The 25,763-nt window shown below is 64.1% G+C and carries 14 protein-coding genes and 1 tRNA gene; 11 read left to right on the plus strand and 4 right to left on the minus strand.

Translation table 11 applies throughout. From position 1 onward, the window contains the following. Positions 1 to 154: 154 nt before the first annotated feature. The 7 genes from glyS to ACK4R0_RS03505 all read left to right on the plus strand — a co-directional run bounded on the left by glyS (position 155) and on the right by ACK4R0_RS03505 (position 10,095). On the plus strand, positions 155 to 2,566 hold the full coding sequence (gene glyS / locus ACK4R0_RS03475; protein ID WP_409670896.1) for a glycine--tRNA ligase subunit beta: 2,412 nt from the start codon (positions 155 to 157) through the stop codon (positions 2,564 to 2,566). Positions 2,567 to 2,607: 41 nt separating this feature from the next. Continuing rightward, a complete protein-coding gene (gene ppdK, locus ACK4R0_RS03480; RefSeq protein WP_409670230.1) occupies positions 2,608 to 5,271 on the plus strand; it encodes a pyruvate, phosphate dikinase in 2,664 nt (887 codons plus the stop codon). A gap of 252 nt (positions 5,272 to 5,523) precedes the next feature. After that, positions 5,524 to 6,102: a DUF1214 domain-containing protein gene (locus ACK4R0_RS03485; protein WP_409670233.1), complete on the plus strand. Its 579-nt coding sequence runs from the start codon at positions 5,524 to 5,526 to the stop codon at positions 6,100 to 6,102. Next, complete coding sequence (locus ACK4R0_RS03490; protein WP_409670236.1) at positions 6,099 to 6,626, plus strand: DUF1254 domain-containing protein; 528 nt, start codon at positions 6,099 to 6,101, stop codon at positions 6,624 to 6,626. Before ACK4R0_RS03485 ends, ACK4R0_RS03490 begins: the two co-directional genes overlap by 4 nt. Positions 6,627 to 6,833: 207 nt before the next feature. Further along, a complete protein-coding gene (locus tag ACK4R0_RS03495) occupies positions 6,834 to 8,051 on the plus strand; it encodes an acyl-CoA dehydrogenase family protein (RefSeq protein WP_409670238.1) in 1,218 nt (405 codons plus the stop codon). A gap of 3 nt (positions 8,052 to 8,054) precedes the next feature. Continuing rightward, positions 8,055 to 9,200, plus strand: coding sequence for an acyl-CoA dehydrogenase family protein (locus ACK4R0_RS03500; RefSeq protein WP_409670241.1), 1,146 nt, complete (start codon positions 8,055 to 8,057; stop codon positions 9,198 to 9,200). Between the two features lie 136 nt (positions 9,201 to 9,336). Continuing rightward, entirely contained in the window at positions 9,337 to 10,095 is a 759-nt protein-coding gene (locus ACK4R0_RS03505) for a crotonase/enoyl-CoA hydratase family protein (RefSeq protein WP_409670244.1), read from the plus strand. Positions 10,096 to 10,237: 142 nt separating this feature from the next. Here ACK4R0_RS03505 and ACK4R0_RS03510 read toward each other — a convergent pair whose 3' ends face one another. Then, positions 10,238 to 10,549, minus strand: a complete 312-nt coding sequence (locus tag ACK4R0_RS03510) for a DUF6968 family protein (protein ID WP_409670248.1) — start codon at positions 10,547 to 10,549, stop codon at positions 10,238 to 10,240. Between the two features lie 498 nt (positions 10,550 to 11,047). Here ACK4R0_RS03510 and typA point away from each other — a divergent pair, with 498 nt between their 5' ends. Next, the gene (typA, locus tag ACK4R0_RS03515; RefSeq protein WP_409670251.1) at positions 11,048 to 12,892 is read left to right on the plus strand and encodes a translational GTPase TypA; all 1,845 of its coding nucleotides are present in this window, start codon (positions 11,048 to 11,050) and stop codon (positions 12,890 to 12,892) included. Positions 12,893 to 12,989: 97 nt separating this feature from the next. Beyond that, a complete protein-coding gene (locus ACK4R0_RS03520; RefSeq protein ID WP_409670254.1) occupies positions 12,990 to 14,957 on the plus strand; it encodes an alpha/beta hydrolase family protein in 1,968 nt (655 codons plus the stop codon). Between the two features lie 65 nt (positions 14,958 to 15,022). Here the strand turns inward: ACK4R0_RS03520 and ACK4R0_RS03525 are convergent, their stop codons facing one another. Continuing rightward, complete coding sequence (locus ACK4R0_RS03525; protein WP_409670257.1) at positions 15,023 to 19,741, minus strand: NAD-glutamate dehydrogenase; 4,719 nt, start codon at positions 19,739 to 19,741, stop codon at positions 15,023 to 15,025. A gap of 181 nt (positions 19,742 to 19,922) precedes the next feature. Then, positions 19,923 to 21,353 carry a hypothetical protein gene (locus ACK4R0_RS03530; protein ID WP_409670260.1) on the minus strand — a complete coding sequence of 477 codons (1,431 nt, stop codon included), beginning with the start codon at positions 21,351 to 21,353 and terminating at the stop codon, positions 19,923 to 19,925. A 200-nt stretch (positions 21,354 to 21,553) separates the two neighbouring features. Here ACK4R0_RS03530 and ACK4R0_RS03535 point away from each other — a divergent pair. Next, positions 21,554 to 21,629, plus strand: a tRNA-Thr gene (locus tag ACK4R0_RS03535). Positions 21,630 to 21,828: 199 nt separating this feature from the next. Next, on the plus strand, positions 21,829 to 22,725 hold the full coding sequence (locus ACK4R0_RS03540; RefSeq protein ID WP_409670262.1) for a B12-binding domain-containing protein: 897 nt from the start codon (positions 21,829 to 21,831) through the stop codon (positions 22,723 to 22,725). Between the two features lie 89 nt (positions 22,726 to 22,814). Here the strand turns inward: ACK4R0_RS03540 and ACK4R0_RS03545 are convergent, their stop codons facing one another. Then, positions 22,815 to 25,670, minus strand: a complete 2,856-nt coding sequence (locus tag ACK4R0_RS03545; RefSeq protein ID WP_409670265.1) for a PAS domain S-box protein — start codon at positions 25,668 to 25,670, stop codon at positions 22,815 to 22,817. Positions 25,671 to 25,763 lie beyond the last annotated feature (93 nt).

Below are 25,763 nucleotides of genomic sequence, written 5' to 3' on the forward strand. Positions count from 1 at the left end.
CGGGGGGGGGGGGCGTGTGGTAAACCCCAATTTTCCCCCCACCCCCCCGCGGGGTTGGGGGTTGGGCCCGGCCCCGTCGCCGACCTCTGCGCAATCCCCTCTCCCCCCGCCGCCTGAAGGCGGCTCCTCCCTCTCCCCTGAAGGGGAGAGGGCTGTGACCGACTTCCTGCTCGAACTGCTCTCCGAAGAAATCCCCGCGCGGATGCAGGCCAAGGCGCGCGCCGATCTCGAGAAATTGTTCACCGACCAGCTCGCCTCGGCCGGCCTCAAGGCGGAAGGGTTGCAGACCTACTCCACCCCACGCCGCCTCGCGCTGATCGCGCGCGGGCTGCCCGAGAGCACCGAGGCGGTGTCCGAAGAGCTCAAAGGCCCGCCTGCCGATGCGCCCGATGCCGCGGTCGATGGCTTCCTGCGCAAAGCGGGGCTGACCCGCGACGCGCTGGAGACCCGCGAGGTCAAGGGCCGCGCGACATTGTTCGCGGTGATCGAAAAGCCCGGCCGCGCCACCGCCGATGTGCTCGCCGACGCGATCCCAGCGATCATCCGCGCCTTCCCCTGGCCCAAGTCGATGCGCTGGGGCGCCGCCAGCCAATCGACCGAGAGCCTACGCTGGGTCCGCCCGTTGCAGGGCATCGTCGCGTTGCTCGGCGGCTATGTCGTGCCGTGCGAGATCGATGGGCTGGTCGCGGGCGACACCACCGCGGGCCACCGCTTCCACCACAAGGGCCCGGTGACGATCTCGGGCGTCGAGGATTACGCCAGCGCGCTGCGTGCGGCGCACGTCATCGTCGACCATGACGAGCGCGCGAGCATCATCCGTGACGGCGCGGCCAAGGCGGCGACCGACGCGGGCTACGTGCTGGTCGAGGACGAGGGGCTGGTCGTCGAAAACGCCGGGCTCACCGAATGGCCGGTGCCTTTGCTGGGCCGCTATGACCCCGCGTTTCTCGAGGTCCCGCCCGAGGTCATCCAGCTCACCACCCGGATCAACCAGAAATATTTCGTCTGTGTAAATCCTCCCCGAGCTCGTCTCGGGGAGGGGGACCAGCCGCAGGCTGGTGGAGGGGCTCTTGCCTCTACACTCGCCCCCGCGTTCGTCTGCACTGCGAACATTGCGGCGCACGATGGCGGCAAGGCGATCGTCGCGGGCAACGAGAAGGTGCTCGCGGCGCGGTTGAGCGATGCGCGGTTCTTCTGGGAACTCGACCAGAAGAAGACGCTCGCGCAGCATGCCGAGAAGCTGCAGGCAATTGTGTTCCACGAGAAGCTGGGCACGGTGGCCGACAAGGTCGAGCGGGTTGCGAAGCTCGCGCGGTGGTTGTGCGAAGAGGGTATCGTCAAATCCTCCCCGAGCTTGCTCGGGGAGGGGGACCATGCGCAGCATGGTGGAGGGGCTCTTGGCGAGGTCGAAGGGACGAAGAACCCCTCCACCCCCGGCTTCGCCGGCGGTCCCCCTCCCCGAGACAAGCTCGGGGAGGATTTTGGAAATCTCGCCACCCTCGCCGAACAGGCCGCGCGCCTGTGCAAGGCCGATCTGGTCACCGAAATGGTCGGCGAATTCCCTGAACTTCAGGGGCTTATGGGCGGTTATTACGCAGCTAGGCAAGGTCTCGACCCCCAGGTCGCCGCCGCCATCCGCGATCATTACAAGCCGGTCGGCCAGGGCGATGACGTGCCGACTGCGCCCGTGACGGTGGCGGTGAGTTTGGCGGATAAGCTGGATAGTCTGATGTGCTTTTTCGCTATTGGCGAGAAACCTACCGGTTCCAAAGATCCTTTTGCCCTGCGCCGAGCTGTTCTCAGCGTAATTCGGTTGGTGCTCGAAAATGACTTGCGCTTCAGTCTGGATAGCACCTTGGAGACTATGACGGACGTTATTGCATCTGGCAGGAGTCCCACTGACCTCGAAGGGCAAGAACGTCGCTCCGCACTCGATGCATTGTTGCTGGATGAGATTGCGTCCGGCGATGCGGGGCTAACATGGTTCTTCGCCGACCGCCTCAAGGTCCAGCAGCGCGAAGCCGGTGTGCGTCACGACCTGATCGACGCGGTATTTGCGCTGGGCGGCGAGGACGACCTCGTCCGGCTGCTCGCGCGCGTTCATGCGCTTCAAGCCTTTGTCGAGACGGGCGAGGGGGGGAACCTGCTCGCCGGGTACAAGCGCGCAGCGAATATCTTGAAGAAGGAAGTGCCCTCTCCCCTTGAGGGGAGAGGAGGGAGCCGCGAAGCGGCGGAAGGAGAGGGGCAGTCGCCCACCTCCGCGCATTCCCCTCTCCCAACCCTCTCCCCTGAAGGGGAGAGGGCTTATGAGTTGGAGCCGGCTGAAGCCGCGCTTATATCCGCGCTCGATGACGCCGAACCGCGCGCGATCGCCGCGATCGAGGCCGAGGATTTCGAGGGCGCAATGGCTGCGCTCGCGGTTCTCCGCGCGCCGATCGATGCGTTCTTCGACGACGTGACCGTCAACGATGCCGACCCGGCCAAGCGCGCGGCGCGGCTGGGGCTGCTTGCCCGGTTCCGCGCCGCGGTTCACCGGGTTGCCGATTTTTCGAAGATCGAGGGATAATCTCGACCGATCATTTCATTCCTCAAGACAGGCTGAGACTGATGACCAAATATGTGTACCGGTTCGGTGGCGATGCCAATGATGGTGGTGCGGGCGACAAGAATCTGCTTGGCGGCAAGGGCGCCAATCTTGATGGCATGGCCTCGATCGGCCTGCCGGTCCCCCCGGGCTTCACCATCAGCACCGAGATGTGCACGCGCTATTATGTCGATGGCGAGGTCTTCCCCGACAGCCTGAAGGCCGAGGTCGCAGACGGCCTCAAGCATATCGAAAAGGTCACCGGCAAGAACTTCGGCGATGCGGCCGATCCGCTGCTCGTCTCGGTGCGCTCGGGCGCGCGCGTTTCGATGCCCGGGATGATGGACACCGTGCTCAACCTCGGCCTCAACGACGAGACGGTTCAGGGCCTCGCCGCAGTGTCGGGCGACGAGCGCTTCGCATGGGACAGCTATCGCCGCTTCGTCCAGATGTATTCGGACGTGGTGCTGGGCCTCGATCATGGCGCGTTCGAGGAAGCGCTCGAAATCATCAAGGAAGACAACGGCTTCTACAGCGATACCGAGATGGAAGCCAAGCACTGGAAGGCGCTCGTCGGCGAATACAAGGATCTGGTGCTCGACCAGTGGGGCAAGCCGTTCCCGCAGGATGTGCATGACCAGTTGTGGGGCGCGGTCGCCGCGGTGTTCGGATCGTGGCAGTCGGACCGCGCCAAGGTCTATCGCCGGCTCAACGACATTCCGGGCGAATGGGGCACCGCGGTCAACGTGCAGGCGATGGTGTTCGGCAACATGGGCGACACCTCGGCGACGGGCGTCGCGTTCACCCGCAACCCCTCGACCGGCGAGAACCTGTATTACGGCGAGTTCCTGATCAACGCGCAGGGCGAGGACGTCGTCGCAGGCATCCGCACGCCGCAGTACCTCACCAAACAGGCGCGCGAAGAGGCCGGAGCCAAGCCGCTGAGCATGGAAGAGGCGATGCCCGACACCTATGCCGAGCTGGCGCGGGTGTTCGACATCCTCGAAAAGCATTACCGCGACATGCAGGACATCGAGTTCACGGTGGAACGCGGCAAATTGTGGATGCTGCAGACCCGCTCGGGCAAGCGCACCGCCAAGGCGGCGCTGCGGATCGCGGTCGACATGGCCAATGAGGGCCTGATCACCGAGGAAGAGGCGATCGCGCGCGTCGATCCGATGGCGCTCGACCAGTTGCTCCACCCCTCGCTCGATCCCGATGCGGTGCGCGATGTGTTGACCAAGGGCCTGCCGGCCTCACCGGGCGCAGCGAGTGGCGTGATCGTGTTCGACGCCGACACCGCCGAGCGTCGCAACGAGATGGGCGATGCGGTGATCCTGGTGCGGATCGAGACCAGCCCCGAGGACATCCACGGCATGCACGCGGCGCGCGGCATTCTCACCGCGCGCGGTGGCATGACCAGCCACGCCGCCGTGGTCGCTCGCGGCATGGGCCGCCCCTGCGTCTCGGGCGCGGGCAGCCTGTCGATCGACACCAAGGAGCGCGTGCTGCGCATCGGCGCACGCGAATTGCGCGAGGGCGACACGATCACGCTCGACGGCACCACCGGTGAGGTGATGCTGGGCCTGGTCCCCACCGTGCAGCCCGAGCTGGTCGGTGATTTCGGCGTGCTGATGGGCTGGGCCGACAAGGTCCGCCGCCTCAAGGTGCGCACCAATGCCGAAACCCCCGAGGATTGCCGCGTCGCGCGCGACTTTGGCGCCGAGGGTATCGGGCTGTGCCGCACCGAGCACATGTTCTTCGAGGCAAGCCGCATTACAAATGTGCGCCAGATGATCCTCGCCGAGGACGAAGCGGGCAGGCGGGCTGCGCTCGAAAAGCTGCTGCCCGAGCAGCGCGCCGACTTCCACAGCATTTTCGAGGTGATGGCGGGGCTTCCCGTCACCATCCGCCTGCTCGATCCGCCGCTGCACGAGTTCCTGCCGCATAGCGAGAGCGAGTTTGCCGAAGTCGCAGCTGCCGCTGGCGTCGGGGTCGAGGTGCTCAAGCGTCGCGCCAACGAGCTGCACGAGTTCAACCCCATGCTGGGCCACCGCGGCTGTCGTCTTGGCGTGACGTACCCTGAGATCTACGAGATCCAGGCGCGTGCGATCTTCGAGGCGGCGTGCGATGTCGCAACGGCGAGCGGTGCCGCGCCGATCCCCGAGGTGATGATCCCGTTGGTCGCCACGCGGCGCGAGCTCGAGCTGATGAAGAAGGTGGTCGATACCGCCGCCGAAGCGGTGTTCGCCGAAAAGGGCATGCGGATCGAGTATCTGGTCGGCACGATGATCGAATTGCCGCGCGCCGCGCTGATGGCCGACGAAATCGCCGAGGTCGGCGAGTTCTTCAGCTTCGGCACCAATGATCTGACGCAGACAACGCTTGGCGTTAGCCGCGACGATGCGGGCCGCTTCCTCACGCAATATGTCGACAAGGGCATCTTCGCGCGCGATCCGTTCGTCAGCCTCGATATCGAGGGCGTCGGCCAGCTGATAGAGATCGCGGTGACCAAAGGCCGCAAGACCCGCCCCGACATCAAGCTGGGCATCTGCGGCGAACATGGCGGCGATCCTGCGAGCATCGCGTTTTGCGAGAAGGTCGGCCTCGATTACGTCAGCGCGTCTCCGTACCGCGTGCCGATCGCGCGGCTGGCAGCAGCGCAGGCGGCGCTGAAGAAGGGTTGAGGAATACGATTTTCTAAAGCCCTCCCCCTTGATGGGGGAGGGTTGGGTGGGGGTGATCTCTCCGGATTGTGTGGCATCACCCGGACGCGCCATCACCCTCACCGCTGCGACTAAGGCAGCAAGCTGCCAAGTCTCGCTGCCTCCCCCATCGAGGGGGAGGCGTTTGTTTGCGCACTCCACTGCCCCCCACGCATCCCCGCTTGCCTGCACCCTCAAACTTCCGCCATAGGCACTGTCGAAAAGGGATAGGGTATGCACCAGGGCTTTCGTTACGGGTTGATGCTGGTCGCCGGGCTGGCGCTTGGCGCGGGTGCGGCGGTGGCGCAGCTGCGCCAGAGCTTTGCCGCAGACGGCATCCGCAACGGTCCGTGGACGACAGGCAGCGAGGTCGGCACCGACGATGCCAGCGTCGGTACCCGCGCCTCTATTGCGCTGCGCGGGTTGCTGGCGCTGCCCGAAACCGAGGCGATCTATTTCAACGCTTCCACTGACAGCCAGGACCGCAAGCTCACCGGAGAATGCCGCTATCGGGTCACGGGCGGCAAGCTCGATGCGCGGTGGTGGAGCCTGACATTGTACGATGAAGCGGGCTATCTGGTCCCCAATTCGACGAGAAGCTATTCGCTGGGCAGCGCGGCGCTTAACCCTGCCGAGGCAGATCGCTGGCAGGTGGACATCGCACGAGATCCCGAGGGGCCGCACTGGATCGCGATGCCCGACGACCGGCCGTTCGAGCTGACGCTGCGCGCCTATCACCCCTCACCAGAACTGCTGGCCGCGCGCGGCACGGTGGCGCTGCCGCGCATCGAGCGGATGGAGTGCAGGCCATGAACCGGTGGATCGGTCCCTCGATCGCAGGCGTGCTCGCTGCGTTTGCCGCTTGGTATGGCACCCTGGCGGCGACCCCGATGGTGATCATGGATCAGGCATGGGAGAGGCTGGCGGCGCAATCGGGCTTCAACCAGATGTCGCACGCGCCGCTGATGACCGCAGAGAGCCAGACGATCGTGCGGCCCAGCCCTGATCTCGCGTATTCGGTCTGCGCGTTCGATCTGACGCACGGCCCGGTCAAGGTTCATGCCCATCCGGTGCCCGGCCATTACTGGTCGCTGACCGTGTTCGACAGCGAGACCGATGTCGCCTTTGTCGAGAGCGACCGCGACAGCAAGGGCGCGCCGGTGGAGATCGTGCTGGGCACTGCGGATCAGACGGTGCGGGGCGGCGTTCGCAAGGTCACGATGCCCAGCGAAAAGGGCGTTGCCCTGCTGCGCGTGCTGCTCAACGATCGTGCGGAGTTCGGCGCGGTGACGCGGTACCGCAAGCAGTCCTACTGTCGGCCAATCGCACAGGGCTAAACCCCGTCATTCCCGCGCACGCGGGAATCCCGCTTTGGCGAAACGGTTGCGCAAAAGCGGGACCCCCGCGTGCGGGGGGGTGACGATGAAAGGAAAATCATCGGCCCGCCTAGACAACCGCGCCTCTCCCCTGCATAGCTGTTTAACCGGACGATTAAACGAGCGCGAATCCAGCCGCGCCGCATCGCCCGGCAATGCAGGAGAGAGATGATGCCGTCCCGCCCCACACCCGCCGAGCTGGCCGAATACGAAGCCCAGGCCGACGCCTGGTTCCGTGAGAACACGCCCAAGGATCCCGGCTTCATGCTGCCGCTGACCTTCATGGAGGTGAGCACCGACCAGCAGTTCGAGTTCCTGTGCGCCTGGCAGCGCAAGGTCTATGAGGCGGGCTATCTCGGCGCGAGCTGGCCTGTCGAATATGGCGGCGGCGGCCTGCACCCCGATTTCCAGCGGATCGCCACCAAGGTGATGAAGAAGTACGATGGCCCGATCATGCTCAACGCGATCGGCATCGGCTGGGCCGGACCGCTGATCATGGATATCGGCAGCGAGGAAGAGAAAAAGAAGTACATCAAGGGGATGCTCAACGCAGAGGATATCTGGTGTCAGGGTTTCTCCGAGCCCGAAAACGGCTCAGACCTCGGCAATGCGCAACTGAAGGCCGTCCGTGATGGCGACGAATATGTGCTCAATGGCTCCAAGATCTGGACCTCGCTGGGTGACCGCGCCAAGTACATGATCCTGCTCGCGCGCACCTCGAACGAGGGGCCGAACAAATACGCCGGCCTCAGCTTCTTCCTCTCGCCGATGCACGCGCCGGGGATCGAGACGCGGCGGATCAAGAAGCTCACCGGAGAGTACGGCTTCGTCCAGTGCTTCTTCACCGATGCCCGCATCCCCGCCGAATGCCTGATGGGCAACGAAGGCGATGGCTGGCAGATCGCGATGAAGACGCTGGAATATGAGCGCGGTGCCAAGGTGAACCTTGCGGGTGGGTACTTCCTCAAGGAGCTCGACGCGATGGGCGTGGTCGAGCTCGCGCGGCAGTCGCAGCGCGGCGGCAAGCCCTTGCTTGACGATCCGGTGATGAAGGACCGGATGGTCGATTTCATGATGGATATCCAGGCGCTCAACCTCAACAACCAGCGCCGCCGCATGGGGCCTTTGGTGCAGGACCGCCCGATGGGCCTGGCGCTGATGAACAAGCTTGCGCGCACCGAGATGATCCGCGAGCTCACCGAGTTCTCGCTGAGCTTCCAGGGTACGCGCGGCGGATATTATGTCGATGATCCGTGCGCGGTGGACAATGGCTATTGGCACCGCAGCTATCTCAACAGCTTCTCCGCCACGATCGGCGGCGGCACCTCCGAGATCCAGCGCAACATTATCGCCGAGCATGTGCTCGGCCTGCCGAAAGGGCGCTAACTTATGGCCTTCAGCGAAGGAAATCTCGCCGACCATCTCGGCGGGCTGAGCTACAGCGAAGAGCAGATCGAGCTGATGGATGTCGCGACCAATTTCTGTCGCGACAAGTCGCCGATCGACAAGGTGCGCAAGCTGATCGACGACGAACATGGCTATGATCCTGCGATCTGGCAGGAGATCGTCGATCTCGGCTGGCTGGGCATCGCCGTCCCCGAAGCGCAGGGTGGCGTCGGCTTGTCGATGGCCGAGGTCGCGCCGATCGCCGAGCAGATGGGTCGGCGGCTGCTCGCCACGCCGTTTGCAACCTGCACCATCGCCGCGCAGGCGCTGCTCGCGGCGGGTGACGAGGCGCAGTGCGGTGAATGGCTGCCGCGGATTGTCGCGGGCGAAGTGGCGACGTTGGCGCTGAGCGAGCCGCATGGCGACTGGAACCTTGCCCATGTCGAGGCAACCGCCAAGGCCAGCGGCAGCGGATATGTGCTTTCAGGCACCAAGCAGTTTGTCGCTTATGCGCGTGATGCCGCGTTGATCATCGCCACGGTGCAGATTGGCGGCGCAGCCAGGCTCGCTCTGATCGAGCGCGCGCAGATTGCCGACACGGCGATGCGGCGCGAGATCATCATCGATGAAACCAAGCGCAGCTATGAACTGACTCTCGACGGCATCGAAATCGGCCCCGATGCGGTGCTCGACGCCGGACGCACCGCCAATGCGCTGACGCAGATCGAGCTTGCGAGTGCTTTGTTGCAGGCCGCCGAAATGTGCGGCGGGACGCAGAGCGCGATCGACTACACGATCGAGTATATGAAAACCCGCAAGCAGTTCGGCAAATTGATCGGCGAATATCAGGCGCTCAAGCACCCGATCACCAACGCCTATGTGGCGTATGAAAAGGCACGCTCGCACATGCTCAGCGCCGCGCACAATTTCGGCCAGCAGGGCGTCGGCGAGATCGCGGTGCGCATGGCCAAGGCGTCCGCCGACAAGGCCTACAGCTTCGCCGCCGACCGCGCGGTGCAGTTCCACGGCGGCTTCGGTTTCACGCACGATTGCGACGCCGGGCTCTACCGCCGCAGCGCGATCTGGCACGCCAGCCAGTACGGCGATGCCGCCTGGCATCGCGCGAAGCTCGCGGATCTGCTGTTCTAGCGCGCGCCGGAAGACCCATAACTTCGCGTCTTCGCGTCTTCGCGTGAAACAAAAGACTGGGTTCACGCGAAGGCGCGAAGCCGCGAAGAAGAGATGACATGTTCCGGCTGCGCCGGTTTTGATCTGGAGAATTCTTATGTCTGAAGTGCAAACCCTGGCCGACGATGGCGTCCTCATCATCACGATCAACCGGCCCGAAGCCAAGAACGCGGTCAACCGCGCGGTGGCCGAGGGCATGGCGGCGGCGCTCGAGGAACTGGACGCCAACGATGCCCTGCGCGTCGGCATCATCAAGGGGGCGGGCGGCACGTTTTGCTCGGGCATGGATCTGAAGGCGTTCCTCACCGGCGAGCTTCCGGTGGTCAAGGGCAAGGGCTTTTGCGGTTTCGTCGAAGCACCGCCCAGGAAGCCGCTGATCGCCGCGGTGGATGGCTATGCGCTGGCGGGCGGGATGGAGGTCGCGCTGACCTGCGACCTGATCGTCGCCAACGCCAAGGCGCAGTTCGGCATCCCCGAAACCAAGCGCGGCCTCGCGGCGGCTGCCGGCGGCCTGATGCGCCTGCCGCGCCAGGTGCCGCCGCGCATCGCGATGGAACTGGCGCTGACCGGCGACTTCATCTCGGCAAAGCGCGCCTACGAGATCGGCTTCGTCAACCGCGTGGTCGAAGGCCCGGCGATCGAAGGCGCGCTCGAACTCGCACACAAGATCAGCGCCAACGGCCCGCTCGCGGTCCGCGTCTCCAAGCAGGTGATCGTCGAATCGCGCGGCTGGAGCAATGAGGAAATGTGGGCCAAGCAGCAGGAACTCGTGGGCCAGGTGATGGTGTCGCAGGATGCCCGCGAGGGCGCGTCCGCGTTTGCGCAGAAGAGGGCGCCGAACTGGACGGGGAAGTAAGCGCGGGGCTTTGCGGCCGTTTGGAGGGACCGTCGTTCAGCGAGTGCTACGGGAAGTGTGTCGGGGTGTCTGCTATCGGGCGGGCGACCGAGCTCATTGGATGACCGACGATGGGTGGGAAGCGGTCATTCGGTCAGAGCAGCTAATCTCTGCTTCCGGCTGTGTTCTCGCCCATCAGTGGCAGACCCAACTCTTTCCCGTCCAGCCATCGAACGTCGAGCCCGCTCCGTTCACGCCGGAGCAGGAGATCGGCATGCACGCTCTGCATTGCCAGCAGCAGAGATTGGATGCTGTCCACTCCCCAGACGTTCCGCGAACTTAGGCCGTCGGGATACGCTATTTCATATCGGCAACTGAAATCCTGCCCATCAGAAACGGGGCGATAGAACCGGCACGTTAGCTCGGTTCCGTTGAGCAGATACGTCCGCTCTACGAAGGGTTCGTCCTGTTTCATTGGCATTAGCCTGACACTGGCCGCCAATGTCCGCAATGGGGTCGTTTGCTGAACGGCAGTTTTTCGCGGATTTCGTTGCAAAGCTGCCGCCCTCCGTCAAGCCAATAGGGATGCTGAAACCCGTCACCCTGAACTCGTTTCAGGGCCCATTTCTCCCCACGCGGCTTCGGTCAATCTGGCACGCTGGGACCTGAAACGAGTTCAGGATGACGAAGGAGGGTGGCAGCGTGCTCTTCTCTCCCCTCCCGCATGCGGGAGGGGCAGGTCCGGCTTGCCGGGCCGGGGTGGGCCTGTAGAGACAGCCAACCGTTCAGGCCCACCCCGGCCTTCGGCCCCCCCTCCCGCTTGCGGGAGGGGAGAGAGGTTGCGCTGCCTCTCGCCGCCAACCCCCAACGCGCAAGTTGTTGCGCCGCAGCAAGGCTTGGGCTATGGGCGCGGCGAGAGTGGCGTGCCGGGTACCGGCATGCCCCGGCAATCCCCTGACACAGGCTCCAATTCATGTCCCTTCGCAATATCGCCATCATCGCGCACGTCGATCATGGCAAGACCACCCTTGTTGACCAGCTTTTCCGCCAGTCCGGCACCTTCCGCGACAACCAGCGCGTCGAAGAGCGCGCGATGGATTCGAACGATCTCGAGAAAGAACGCGGCATCACTATTCTGGCCAAGTGCACCTCGATCGAATGGGACGACCAGCAGGGCAACCTGACCCGCGTCAACATCGTCGATACCCCGGGCCACGCCGACTTCGGCGGCGAAGTGGAACGCATCCTCTCGATGGTCGATGGCGTGATCCTGCTCGTCGATGCTGCCGAAGGCGCGATGCCGCAGACCAAGTTCGTCACCGGCAAGGCGCTGGCTTTGGGCCTCAAGCCGATCGTCGTGGTCAACAAGATCGACCGTCCCGATGGCCGCCCGCAGGAAGTGCTCGACGAGGTGTTCGATCTGTTCGTGTCGTTGGAAGCCAATGACGAGCAGCTCGATTTCCCCGTTCTCTTCGCTTCGGGCCGTAACGGCTATTGCGGCAACACCCCTGAAGTGCGCGAAGGCACGCTCGAGCCGCTGTTCAAGAAGATCGTCGAGCATGTGCCGGCGCCGTCGGCCGACCCCGATGGTCCGTTCAAGTTCCTGGTCACCTTGCTCGACCGCGACAACTTCCTTGGCCGCATTCTCACCGGTCTGGTGTTTTCGGGCTCGGTCAAGACCAACCAGGCGATCCACGCGCTCGATCCCGATGGCAATATCGTTGAAACCGGCCGTGCTTCGAAGATCATGGCGTTCCGTGGCCTCGAGCGCGTTCCGGTTGACGTTGCCAATGCCGGTGACATCATTTCGATCGCAGGGATGACCACCGCGACCGTCGCCAACACCATTTGCGAGCCGACCGTGACCGAGCCGCTGCACGCGCAGCCGATCGATCCGCCGACGCTGTCGATGCGCTTTGCGGTGAACGACAGCCCGTTTGCGGGCCGCGAGGGCACCAAGGTGACCAGCCGCATGATCCGCGACCGCCTGATGCGCGAAGCCGAATCGAACGTCGCCATCAAGATCACCGAATCGGCCGACAAGGACAGCTTCGAAGTTGCAGGGCGCGGCGAATTGCAGCTCGGCGTGCTGATCGAGACGATGCGCCGCGAAGGCTTCGAGCTGGGCATCTCACGTCCGCGCGTGCTGTTCCGCGAAGCCAGTGAAACCGAATCCGGCCAGCGCGAAGAGCCCTACGAAACCGTCGTCATCGACGTGGACGAAGAGCATTCGGGCACGGTCGTCGAGAAGATGGCGCAGCGCAAGGCCGAGATGACCGACATGCGTCCCTCGGGCGGCGGCAAGACCCGCATCACCTTCAGCGCGCCTTCGCGCGGGCTGATCGGCTATCATGGCGAGTTCCTGTCCGACACGCGCGGCACCGGCATCATGAACCGGTTGTTCGAAAAGTACGGCCCCTACAAGGGCCAGATCACCGGGCGCCAGCTCGGCGTGCTGATCTCGAACGGCACCGGCGATACCGTCGGCTATGCGCTCAACGCTCTCGAAGAGCGCGGCGTGCTGTTCCTCGGCTCGGGCGTTCCGGTCTATGAAGGCATGATCATCGGCGAAAACGCCAAGCCCGATGACCTTGAGGTCAACCCGATGAAGTCGAAGCAGCTGACGAACTTCCGTTCGACCGGCAAGGACGACGCCATCCGTCTGACCCCGCCGCGCCTGATGAGCCTGGAGCAGGCGATCGCGTACATCGACGACGACGAAATGGTCGAAGTGACCCCCAAGAACATCCGGCTGCGCAAGCGCTACCTCGATCCGAACGAGCGCAAGAAGCAGGGCCGGAAGAAGGAAGCGGCATAAGCGCTGCAACCTCCTCCAATCTGGGGTCGTTGTCTTGCCAGCCCCCAGTAATGACGTCTAACGTCTCCCCGATTATGGTTGCTGGGGAGCAAATGGGGTGGACGTTGCAAGAACATTGATCGGGATGGCGGCAGTCGCGGCGCTGGCAGCTTCGGCTGCCGGTGCGCAGGCTCCGCCAGCGGCCTCGGCACCGTCGGCTTCGGCTGCGGTGTTGACCGATACGTCCGCTTATGACGCAGCGGTTTTCGCCAAGCTGCCGTTGATCAACGGCCCCAGAATATCGCCCAATGGCGAGCGCATCTTGTTTTCCACCCAGAGCGGCGGCAAGACCGTTGTCGCATTTCGGGGCGTCGCAGATAGCAAGTTGCACCCGATCGTGCTGCCGGACCGGCTCGATCTCAACTGGTACCGCTGGGCCAGCGACAACCGCATCCTGATCAGCGTTTCGCAAACCGTCAAATGGTTCGATTCCGAGGCACGCCGATCGTATTTGCTGTCGGTCGACACCGCCACTCTCAAGACGATCTTCGTTGGTCGCAACGATCAGGGGCTTGAAGGGGACGACCTGCTGTACGTCGATCCGTCGGGTGACTGGGCCTTGCTGTCCATCCAGCGCACGCCCTACGACTATCCGTCCGTGTTCAAGGCCTGGCTGGATACCGGCAAGGTGTCGCAGATTCAGGCACCGGCCAACAATATCTGGGAATGGTTTGCCGACAACAAGGGGGTGGTGCGGATGGGCATCACCTTTGGAGCGAACAGCAGGACCCTGTACTATCGCCCCACGGCCGACGGCGATCTGAAGAAGCTCGCCACCATCCGGAATGATGACGAAAACCGCAGCGGGCTTCTCGAAGCCATTCGGGTCATCAGCGGTTCGGATGAAGGCTTCGTGCTTTCGATCGCCGACAATGGCCGCTATGCTCTGCACCGCTACAACTATGTCACCCAGACGGTGGGGGAGCTGGTATATGGCGATCCCGAGCATGACGTCACCGACTTCGATCTCGCCGATGATGGCAGTCTTTCGGCTGTCTATTATGCCGACGAAAGACCGAAGGTGCACTGGTTCGATCCCGCGCAGCAAAATGTGCAGGATGCAATCGACAAGGCGCTCGGCGCCAAGCATGGCGCGCTGGTCTCGCGCAGCCGCGACGGCAAGGTGAAGATCCTGCATGTCGGCGGGTCGAACGACCCGGGGGGCTATTATGTGTTCGACGAGTCTGTCGGGACCATGTTCCTTTTGGCGCGCACCAACGAAAGTCTTCACCCCGCCCGGCTCAGCCCAGGCAAGTACGTCAGCTACAAGGCGCGGGATGGGCTGACCATCCATGGCAATCTGACCCTGCCAAAGGGTCGCGAAGCCAAGGGCCTTCCGCTGATCATCCTGCCGCATGGTGGGCCATACGGGGTCCGCGACATGCTCAATTATGATGTCGAGGTCCAGTTTCTGGCAAACCGCGGCTATGCAGTGTTGCAGCCCAATTTTCGCGGGTCAGCCGGCTATGGCGAAGCCCATTCCAGGGCCGGGGAAGGTGCGATCGGCCGCCAGATGCAAGACGATCTGGATGATGGCATGGACTGGCTGGTCAAGGAAGGCATCGTTGATCCGGCGCGGGTGTGCGTGGTTGGAGCCTCCTATGGCGGGTACGCCGCATTATGGGCCGTGACCCGCAATCCGGATCGCTACCGGTGCGCGGCGAGCTTTGCCGGCGTTACCGATTGGCGGCGAATCCTGAAATACGATGCAAAGTTCTTCAGCCGGGCCGGCATTCGCAAGTGGCGCAGCACCATCCAGGGGGGAGAGGACTTCAACCTGGATTCGGTATCGCCGCTCGTTCAGGCGAAGCAACTGACGAGACCGGTGCTGGTGGCACAGGGGATGGAAGATGCGATCGTCCCGCCGCAGCAGGCCAAACTTTACGTCGAGGCGCTCAAGACCGCCGGCAAGGATTTCGAATACATCACCTATGAAAAGGAAGGTCATGGCTTCGACGATCCGGCCAACCTGACCGATTGGCTCAAGCGGCTCGAGACATTCCTCGCAAAACACAATCCCGCATGAATCCCCGCCGAGGTCTGTGCCGCTCTGGACAGACCTCGGCCGGCACAAACCTCGTTCGGCGGCTGTTACCGCGCTAGCAATATCCGCGCCTGGCTGGCAATCTGCGCCAGCATGGCGACGCTGGGTGCGGCGTCCATCTGGGCGCGGGTCACCAGCGCGCGGAATTGCTTGATCCTGGGCAGGTTGGCTTCGGTCCAGCTCTGCACGAAATCCTGCGGATCGCCGCCCTTGGCGCGATTGAGAAAATCGAGGCGCATCTGCTGGAAGTCGCGGGCGAGGCCTGAGACCAGCAGCCGCTCCCATGGATCGCTGGGCGACATCCGTGCTGCGGTCATCTGGGTCCAGTCGAGGCCCAATGTCGCGCCGAGATCGGCAAAGGCGTGGGTCAGCGGCAGGGGACCGGTACCGCTGGTGCTGGCCAGATTGGCAAGCCCCGCCGCGCCGTCCAGACCGGTCAGCCGGACGATGTGCGCGGCATGGACCTGCGATGCACCCTGTGCGGTCAGATCCTGCGCCTGGCGTGCTGCCTGCAGCCGCGCCTCGGCATTGAGCAGGCCGTCCATGCCTGCGACCAGCGCATCGACACCGGGCTTCAAGGCGGCGACGATTTCACCGGGCATCAGGCCATCGGCGCTGGCGCGCAGCACGTCGGCAATGTGCACCCGCACGATGTTGGCGGTGGCTTCGAACAGCATCAGACGGACCTGTTCGTCCATGTCGGCCGTATCGAAATCGGCCCAGATCGCAGGCAAAGCGAACAGCCGTTCGGATGCGATGAACGCTGCGGCGACATCGCCCAGCGTGCAGCCTTCCTCCTCGGCCAGCTCGAAGGGATGGATCAGCCCCAGCCGGTTGATCATCCGGTTGGCGAGCTTGGTCGCGATGATCTCGCCGCGCAGCTGGTGCTGCATCAGGATATCGCCATAGGCCTCGCGCATCTGCGGCGGGAAGGCGGCGAGCAGCTCGGGCCGCATCGTCGGATCATCGGCGAGCGGAATGCGCTCGATCGCGTCCTGCAGCGTCAGCTTGGCGGTGGAAAGAACCACCGCGAGCTCGGGCCGGGTGAGGCCGTGGCCCTCCTGCGCGCGCCGTCTGAGCGTGACATTGTCGGCCAGGCCCTCGACCTTGCGGTCGAGCCTGCCCTGTTCCTCGAAATGCTCGATCAGCCGGATATAGGAGGGCAGGGCGGCAACCCCGCCGCGCTCGGCGATCGAGAGCCCAAGTGCCTGCAGGCGGTTGTCCTCGAGCACCAGCGCCGAGACGTCATCGGTCATCGATGCGAGCAGCGCGTTGCGCGAGGGCTCGTCGAGCAGGCCGGCGCGCGTCACGGCCGCAAGCCCGATCTTGATGTTGACCTCGTTGTCCGAACAATCGACGCCGGCCGAGTTGTCGATGAAATCGGTGTTGATCCGCCCGCCGAGCATCGAGAAGGCGATGCGCGCGGCCTGGGTCACGCCGAGATTGGCACCTTCGCCGACAACCTTGCAGCGCAACTGTTCGGCGTTGATGCGCAAGGGGTCGTTCGAGGGATCGCCGACGTCGATGTTGTTCTCTGACGCCGCCTTGATGTAGGTGCCGATGCCGCCGAACCAGAGCAGGTCGACGTCTGCCCGCAGGATTGCCGAGATCAGCGCGGCCGGTTCGATCTCGTCGCCCTCGACGCCGAGCATCTCCCTGACCTCGGGGGTCAGCGGGATCGATTTCATCGAGCGGGGGAAGACGCCGCCGCCCTTCGAGATCAGTGCCTTGTCGTAATCGTCCCAGCTCGAACGCGGCAGGTCGAACATCCGCTGGCGTTCGGCCCAGCTCTTGGCCGGGTCGGGATCGGGATCGAGGAAGATATGGCGATGATCGAACGCGGCGACCAGCTTGATCGCGCGCGACAGCAGCATGCCGTTGCCGAAGACATCGCCCGACATGTCGCCGCAGCCGGCGACGCGGACCGGATCGGTCTGCACATCGACGCCCATCTCGGCAAAGTGGCGCTGGACCGAGACCCAGCCGCCCTTGGCGGTGATGCCCATCGCCTTGTGGTCATAGCCCTGCGACCCGCCCGAGGCGAACGCATCGCCCAGCCAGAAGTCGAACTCGGCAGCGATGCCGTTTGCGGTGTCGGAGAAAGTCGCGGTGCCCTTGTCGGCGGCGACCACGAAATACGGGTCCTCGCCATCATGGATCACGACGTTTTGCGGGTGCACAACCTTGCCGTCAACGATGTTGTCGGTGACCGACAGCAGCGTGCGGATAAAGGTCTTGTAGGCGTCCTTGCCGCCGGTCAGCCAGCCTTCGCGGTCGGTGGCAGGATCGGGCAGCTGCTTGGGGAAGAACCCGCCCTTGGCGCCGGTCGGCACGATCACCGCGTTCTTGACGCGCTGCGCCTTCATCAGGCCGAGCACCTCGGTGCGGAAATCGTCGCGCCGATCGGACCAGCGCAGCCCGCCGCGCGCGACCGGACCTGCGCGCAGGTGAATGCCTTCGACCTGCGGCGAATAGACGAACATCTCGCGCCAGGGCAGGGGCGCGGGCAGGCCGGGGACTTTGCTGCTGTCGATCTTCATGACCATCGCCAGCTCTGCAGCAGGCGCAAAGGCGTTGGTGCGCAGCACCGCCATCACCAGCGCGCGGACCATGCGCAGCAGCCGGTCGTCGTCGATCGCGGATACCTGGGTCAGCCCGTTGGTGATCGCCGTCAGGTTGGCCTGCGTCGCCGCCTCGCGGTCGCCGGTGAACGCCGGGTCGTGTCGCGCGACGAACAAGGCCACCAGTGCATGGGCAATCTCCGGCGCATCATGCAGCGCATCGACCACGGTGCCGATGCCATATGGCAGACCTGCCTGTCGCAGATACCGGTACCAGGCGCGCAACCAGATCACCGCGCGCTGCTCAAGCCCGGTGGCAGCGATCAGCCGGTTGAACGGGTCGTTCTCCGCCTTGCCCTCGAGCGTGCCGGAAATGGCTGCCTCGATCGCCGGAGCCCGCAGCAACAGCGATTCAACATCGCCCTGACCGCGCAGCTGAAGCAGGAAATCATGGATGTGGCCGGGATCAGTGCTGCCCAACTGGGTGGGCATTTCCTCGAGCACGTCGAACCCGAAATTCTCGAGCGCCGGCACGGTTTCGGAAAGCGGAATGGCGCCGGCCTGGCTGTAGAGCTTCAGCCTCAGATTCTGCGAGGCATCGAGGCTCTTGCGATAGAGACGCGCGCCCGTCTGCTCCGCGCTTTCCAGATTGCGCAGGCGCAAAATGTCCAGCGCTGCCTCCTGCGCGCCGTAGTCGCTGCGATAGGCCATCGGGAACTGCGGTGCATAGCGACCGGCAAGCGCCGCGGCGCGGCTGTCCTCGCCCAAAGCGATCAGCGCTTCTTCGACCGAGGGTTCCCAGCCGCGGATCATGGCGCGCAATGCCGCGTCCAGGGCTGCGTCATCGACCGGGATGCCGCCGTCGCGCAGATCGAGCACAAAGCGGATCAGCGCGATCTCGCCATCTTCCAGCGAGATCGACCAGCTCAAGGTCTTGCCGCCCGAAGCCTCGATCAGCATCCGCTCGATCGATACGCGCCTGCCCGTCGACACCTCGTCGCGCGGCAGCCAGGCAAAGACGAACAGGTGGCGCTTGAGCGACGACTGCACGGTCACCAGCTTGGAGCGGGGACGATCGGCGAGCGACATCGCGGTCAGCGCGACGCGCTCGAGATTTTCCAGGCTGAACGCGATCAACAGATCGTGCGGCAGCGCTGTCAGCGCGTGCGACAGTGCCTTGCCGGCATGGCCGCTGGGCGAGAAGCCGAACTTGTCCATCAGGATCTTGAGGTGCGCGCGCAGCACCGGCACGCGCTCGGGCGCGGCGGCAAGCGCGGCGCTGGTCCAGATGCCGCCATGGACCGAAAGTGCCGACACCCGGCCCTCGTTCCAGATCGGCAGGATGATCAGATCCAGCGGCGCGCGGCGGTGGACGGTCGAAATGAAGTTCGACTTGATGATTAAAGGCGATGCCTTGCCGCTTTCGAACCAGGCAAATGCATGTTCGAACGAATGCGCGGCGAGCAGCGGCTGTTCGTTGATCCGGGCCAGTCCCAGTGGCGCCTCGCTGGTGCCGTCACGGTGGACACGCAGATGCGCAAGCTGGGTCATGTTGCGGTCGAGGAACCAGCGCAGCAGTGCCGCCCCTTCGCCATCGGCCATCGCAGCGGCATCGGCTGCCATTGCTGCCTGCAGCATCGCCCAATCGGCGACCGCCGCGCGCACGTCAGCCATCGCACCCAGCAATGCTGCCTCGAGCGCCTTGCGCTGGCGTGCATCGGCGCGCTCGACCTCGAGATACACCACCGACTCGCGCCGCTCGCCCGGCGCTTCATCGGTATAGATTTCGCTGAGCAGACCGTCCGAATCACGGCGCAGCGCAACGACAGGGTGGATCACCCGATCGATCGCCAGCCCGAAGCGCGAAATCGCCGCCGCAATCGAATCGACCAGGAACGGCATGTCGTCGTTGATGATCGCCAGCCGCATGTGGCGGTGACCGGCCTGCCCGGGGATCGACTCGATCGCCAGCACCGTGTCGGGTGACGGCCGCCGGGCCATCGCCCTCAGCGCAAAATCCGCAGCCTCGCTGCACGCAGCATCGTCAAAGCCCTCATTCTCGCCCGGCAATGCGCCTTTCAGAAAGGCATCGGCCAGCACGTCGCGCAACCGAGCGTGGAGTTGCGGGTCTGAGAAGGGGGTTGCACCGGAAGATACGCTGGAGCCCGCGTCCGCACCGGACGCTGCATTCGGGGTTTCGGCCATGTGTTCCTCGTGCCCGCGTGCGTGCTGTATTGCCGCATCTGTTCCGGGGTTTGCTGGCTGCGGCTTATGCTCCATTCACCGCAGCTTCTCAAGCGCACACCAGAGGGGGGAGGGCATTCGCGCGTAATTTTCTTTCGGCTTGTCGATAATTTGTTGCTTACGCGTAACAGCGGCGCCCGGGTTATCCCGCAACGCGGCGCATGATGCGGTCTGCCAGCGGGTCATCTTCGCTGACCATGCCGATGATGCCAAGTCCGCCTGCATCGTCGCGCCGCGCCACCAGCACCACGAACTCGGCATCGCCGATATCGATGCTCGCAATCGGCTGCGGGTCGCTTTTGCGCAGTTTCTGGCGGGTTTCCAGCTTGCGTCCGCTCTTGTCCGAGCCGTCTTCCTTGGCGCGGCGAGCGCGGCGTTCCTGCTGCACGATCGCCTTGAGACCGCCGGGCTGCTGCTCGAGCATTTCGGCAAGGCCGCCGCGCGGCACATCGCGCCGCATCGCGTGGGCGAGCACGCAGGCATATTCGGCCAGCCGCGTCTTGTCGTACCCGACCCCGAAGACCAATTTGACCAAGGGCGTCATCGGCGCCCGCGCCTGTGCAGCGATGCCGCTCTGCGCCAGCAAGGCGGTATAATCATCGGGACGGCCGCGCGCTGCGATCGCGAAATCATAGGCGCGTCCGATTGCAGCATAAAGCGAAGAGCGCGAGCGTTCTTCGTTGGCCAGCGCCGCATCGACATGCGCGCGGGCGAAATCGAGCAGATCGGCCAGCGCGGCATCGTTCGTCGGCATCTCGACAGCGGGAAACGCGGCGGGCGCGGGCGCGTCTTGCGCACCGCCGCCAAAGCCGACCTCGGCCAGTCCGTCAGCGACATCGGAGAACGCCATATAGCCGTCCAGCGGTGCGGGCTCTTCGTACGCTGCCAGATCAAGCTCGCCTGGCGCCAGGTTCTGCGCGGGGTCGTCCTCCCAGATCGGCAACGCGGGCTTGCGCGGCGCCTGCTTGACCGCTTCATCGATCTGCAGGATCAGCGTCTCGGTCAGCGATTTGTCGGCGAGCTCCTTCCAGTTGATGACGCCATAGACAAAGTCGATGCTGTCATCGTCGGTGGAAAACGGCAGCAGGATGCCGCGGTACATGATCGTCGATCCGCGATCGTTGACGTATTCGGCTTCGAATCCGATCGGCGCCTGGTTGGCCAGGATCTGCATGTAATGATCGGTGATTCGCGACAGCAGCGACTTGCCGGGGACCTCGTCGAGATAGGACACGGCATCGTCGAGATTGCACTCGTCGCGCAGTGCCTTGCCGATGAACGGGATCGCGGGGTTTTCAATTCCCGAGGTGAAATCGAGCAACACGCTGTTGGGGCCGAAGTCCTCGATATTTTCCGGATCAAGGTCCTCGATCGACGGAAAAACGCGGTTTCCAAGCAGTTTCGCCCAGTAATTATAGGCCCGCACATGCATCCGCCGCTCGTCGCTGCCAAACGACTGTGGCGGATCCATCAGCGCTTCGTCATCGGCTTCCGGTGCTGGCGACGCCAGCGGTGCGTCGTCTGCGTCGTCATGGCCGTACACGCCATCGCGATATCCGCGCAGAGTATCCATTGATCGGTCCCAACCTGTGTTTTTCAGACCGGCATTGTCTCGCAAGTGGGTAAAGGCAGGGTTAACCGCCCCTCCGCGAAACAACGCGAGGCACCTGCCGCGCGCAAACGCCGCCAAGCCTCCGAACGCGGCTTGCATCCTGCCCCGCCTGCTGTTAACGGCTCCGCACGCAAACCCGGCCCCCCAAAAGCCGACCCTGCGCCGCTTTAGCTCAGTTGGTAGAGCACATCATTCGTAATGATGGGGTCACGTGTTCGAGTCACGTAAGCGGCACCACCACCCGTTCGATCGACATGGTCGAATGCGGGAGGGTTCGACGGGGCCATTACCCTTGCGACAAGCCTCCACCACCGCCGGCGCATCGGACCAACGGAAACGATCAAGCCTCGACACGGACGCGTGGTTATGCTGTTCTGTTGTTCCTGACTGAAACGTCGGGCCAGAAAGAATCCCTAACGGGGACGGGGGGAGCGCGATGGGACGGGCGACCAGATTAGCATTGCCGCGGGTCGACCGCGCCAGCCTTGATCGGCTGGAAGCGCACTTCGTGTCGCCGGAAATCTATCGGCGCGATGATCTGTCTGCGCGCCAGGTCAAGCTGGCGCGCCTGATATCGGAAAACGTGATCCCCCAGTTGCTGCGCATCCATTCGGAGGTCCTCCCCGATGCGCCGCCTGCCGAGGCACTGGTCGAGGCTTTGGCGCCCAGCAATGCAGACATCGCCAGCCTTGCCGACATCATCCTGGGCAACGATCTTGAAGCTGCGGTGGCCTATGTGATGGTTCTTCGCGAGCGCGGCCTTTCCACCGAGACGCTGTTTATCAGCGTGCTGGAGCCGACCGCGCGGCTGCTGGGCGAGATGTGGGACGCCGACAGATGCGATTTCGTCGATGTGACGATCGGCGTCTCGCGGCTGCAGAAGCTTCTGGCCATCTTCAACAACTCGCACACCGTGCCCGCGCTCGATGTCCGCCGGCACGTGCTGATGGCGATGACTCCGGGCGATCAGCATTATTTCGGCGTCACCATGGTCGAGCGCTTCCTGCTGGCTGCAGGATGGAAGGTCCAGGCCGAGCTCTCTGGCACCGCCGACGACCTCGCCGAAGTCGCGAGGTGCAACTGGTTCGCCGTCGCGGGCTTCACGATGGGGTCCGAACAGATGATCGACAGCCTCAAGGCGACGATCGATCTGGTACGACAGGAATCGCGCAATCCGACCATCGGTATCATGGTCGGCGGTCCGTTGTTCACGGCCAACCCCGCGCTTGCCCTGGAGGTCGGCGCAGATGCCACCGCGCCCAACGCGCCTGGCGCTGTTCTGGTGGCGCAAAAGCTGTTCGACCTTGCGGTTCCGGGCTTCGCGCAGGCCTGATCCGGCTGTCAGCCGGATATCGTCCGGGTTCGGCGCGGTTTAGCGTAAACGTCGGGCCACCGGGCCTAGCAAGCGCTCCGCCTCGCGGATCAGCTTTCGATCAGCTCGCGGATGCGGGCTGCAAGCACCTCCACCGAAAACGGCTTGGTCAGCACATGCATTTCCTGGTCGACCTGCCCGCAGCCGAAAACCGAGGCCTCGGCATATCCGGTGATGAAAAGGACCTTGAGATCGTGGCGTACGGCGCGTGCCGCCTCGGCGACCTGCCTTCCATTGAGCCCGCCGGGCAGGCCGACGTCGGTCACCAGCAGATCGATCCGCAAATCGGATTCGAGAACCTTGAGGCCCGCCACGCCATCGACCGCCTCGATCGCTGTATAGCCCAGATCGGTCAGCACTTCTGCGACCAGCATCCGCACGGTCGGCTCATCATCGATAACCAGAACCGTTTCTCCCGCCGCAGCATGCGGCGACGCGTCGAACCCAATGGCGGCGGCGGCAGGTTCTACATCGCCAAAATGGCGTGGCAGATAGATGCAGACTTTTGTGCCTGCGCCCACCTCGGAGGACATCGACACAGATCCGCCCGACTGTTTGGCAAAGCCGTAGATCATCGACAGCCCGAGCCCCGTGCCTTCGCCCATCGGCTTGGTGGTGAAGAACGGGTCGAACGCCTTGGCGATGATGTCCGGCGACATCCCGGTTCCGGTGTCGGCGACGCACAGCGAGATGTAATCTCCCTGGGCCAGACCATGCTGCCCGGCGCTTTGCTCATCCATCGTGCAGTTGCGTGTCTCGATCGCAATCACGCCGCCGCCGGGCATGGCGTCGCGGGCATTGATGCACAGGTTCAGCACTGCATTTTCAAGCTGGCTGGAATCGATCAGGCTTGGCCACAATTCCTCGCCGGTGCCGATTTCGAGCCGGATGGCAGGGCCCACCGTACGGCAGATCAGATCTTCCATCCCCGCGACCAGCAGCGTTATGTTGGTCGGCTTCGGCGCGAGCGTCTGCCGCCGGGCAAATGCCAGCAACCGGTGGGTGAGGGCGGCCGCGCGATCGGCGGCACCGCGCGCCGCGGCGATATAGCGTTCGACATCGTCCACCCGCCCTCTGGCGATCCGCGCCTGCATCATTTCAAGGCTGCCTGATATGCCCGTGAGCAGATTGTTGAAATCGTGCGCAAGCCCCCCGGTGAGTTGCCCGACAGCCTCCATTTTCTGTGATTGGCGCAGCGCATCTTGCGCCGTCATCAGTTCCTCGGTCCGCTCCCGGACACGTGCCTCGAGCGTCTCGTTGAGTTCCCGCAACTCGCTCTCGGCACGTTTGCGTACAGTCAGGTCGAGCATGGCGCCGATCATGCGGACCGCCTGGCCCGTGTCGTCCCTGAACACATGGCCGCGATCGAAGATGTCCGAATAGGTGCCATCGGCGCGGCGGAAGCGATATTCGCTGGCCCATTGCTCGCCTTGGCCCGCGATCACGGCATGAATGTCTTTTTGTACACGCAACCGGTCATCGGGGTGGATGTTGTCGATCCACCAGTCGGCGGTCGGCTCAATATCTTCGCAGGTGTAGCCGAACAGCACGGTCACCGCCTCGTTCCAGTCGATGCGGTTGGACAGCAGGTTCCAGTCCCAGATGGCATCGTTGGTCGCCTTGGCTGCCAGCCTGTAACGCTGCTCGGTTTCGCGCAGCGCCGCCTCGGCCGCGCGCCGCTCGGTTTCGTCCCGCGCGATCTTGATGAAGCCGGTGATCTCGCCTTGCGCATCATGCAGCGGACGAACCGACCCGTTGGCGAAGATGCGCAGTCCGTCCCGCCGCAGGTGCCAGCGCTCGCCGCCAGCATAGCCCTGCGCACGCGCCGTGGCCAGTTCGGCATAAGGAACGCCGCGCTCGCGGTCTTCCTCGGTATACAGGATGTCGGCGCGTTTCCCGGTGATCTCGCTGGCCTTCCAGCCGAAGACGGCCTCCGCGCCGGGTGTCCAGTCGATGACATGATTGTCGACATCGACCGTGAAGATGGCGTGGTCCTTGACGCTCTCGACGATCCGGCGATTGCGCTCCTCACTCTCGCGCAGTTCGGCCTGGGCTCGCCGCGCCTCGGTTGCGTCATGACCTTCGACGAAAATGCCCGTCACTTGACCCGAGTCATCGGTGACCGGGGCATAAATGAAATTGAGAAAATGTTCGGTTGGGGCGCCGTCTGCTTGATCCAGCACCACTTTCACCTGATCGGCGACGAACCGCTCGCCGCTCTGGTAGACGCGGTCGAGCAACTCGTAAAAGCCCTGTCCTGCCAGATCGGGGAAGGCTTCGCGCACGGTCTTGCCGATCAGCTCACGATTTCCGAACAACCGGCGATAGGTCGCATTGGCAAATTCGTAGATGTGTTCGGGCCCGTGGAGAATGGTGATGAACCCTGGCGCCTGTTCGAACATCCGGCGCTGGCGCTCGGTCTCGGCAGCGCGGCGCCGCTCGGCCAGCACCTGTTCGGTGATCTCGGTGCAGGCGCAGAACAGCCCCTGGACAATACCACCCTTGCCGGTGACGGGTGTGTACGAGAACTGAAAATGCGTTTCCTCAAGATACCCGCGCCGCATCATCATCAAGGTAATGTCGTCCATATGGACGGGCATTCCGCGATAGGCCTGCTCGACGATCGGGGCGAGATCCGCCTCTATCTCGGACCACACCTCAAGGAAGGGGCGTCCGAGTGCCGCGGGATGCTTGTTGGCCAAAATCGTCGCATAAGCATCGTTGTAGGTGAGGATATGTTCGTCTCCCCAGACGACGAACATCGGCTGGTTTGAGCCCAGCAGCACCGCGACCAATGTCTTGAGCGGCGTGGGCCAGGCTGCGGGCGCCCCCAGAGACGTGCCGGTCCAATCGAACGCCCGCATTGCCGCGCCCATCTGACCGCCGTCTGCAAGGAAACTCAGCATGTAAATCCTCGTGCTCCGCCTGCTGCTCGATATTGGCGCCAGGTTTGCCACAGGGCGTTGGAACCAGCCAGAGCGACGGGTTCCGCGCCGACG

Origin of the sequence: Blastomonas sp. (assembly GCF_046294995.1) — a bacterium.
Taxonomy (GTDB): Bacteria; Pseudomonadota; Alphaproteobacteria; order Sphingomonadales; family Sphingomonadaceae; genus Blastomonas.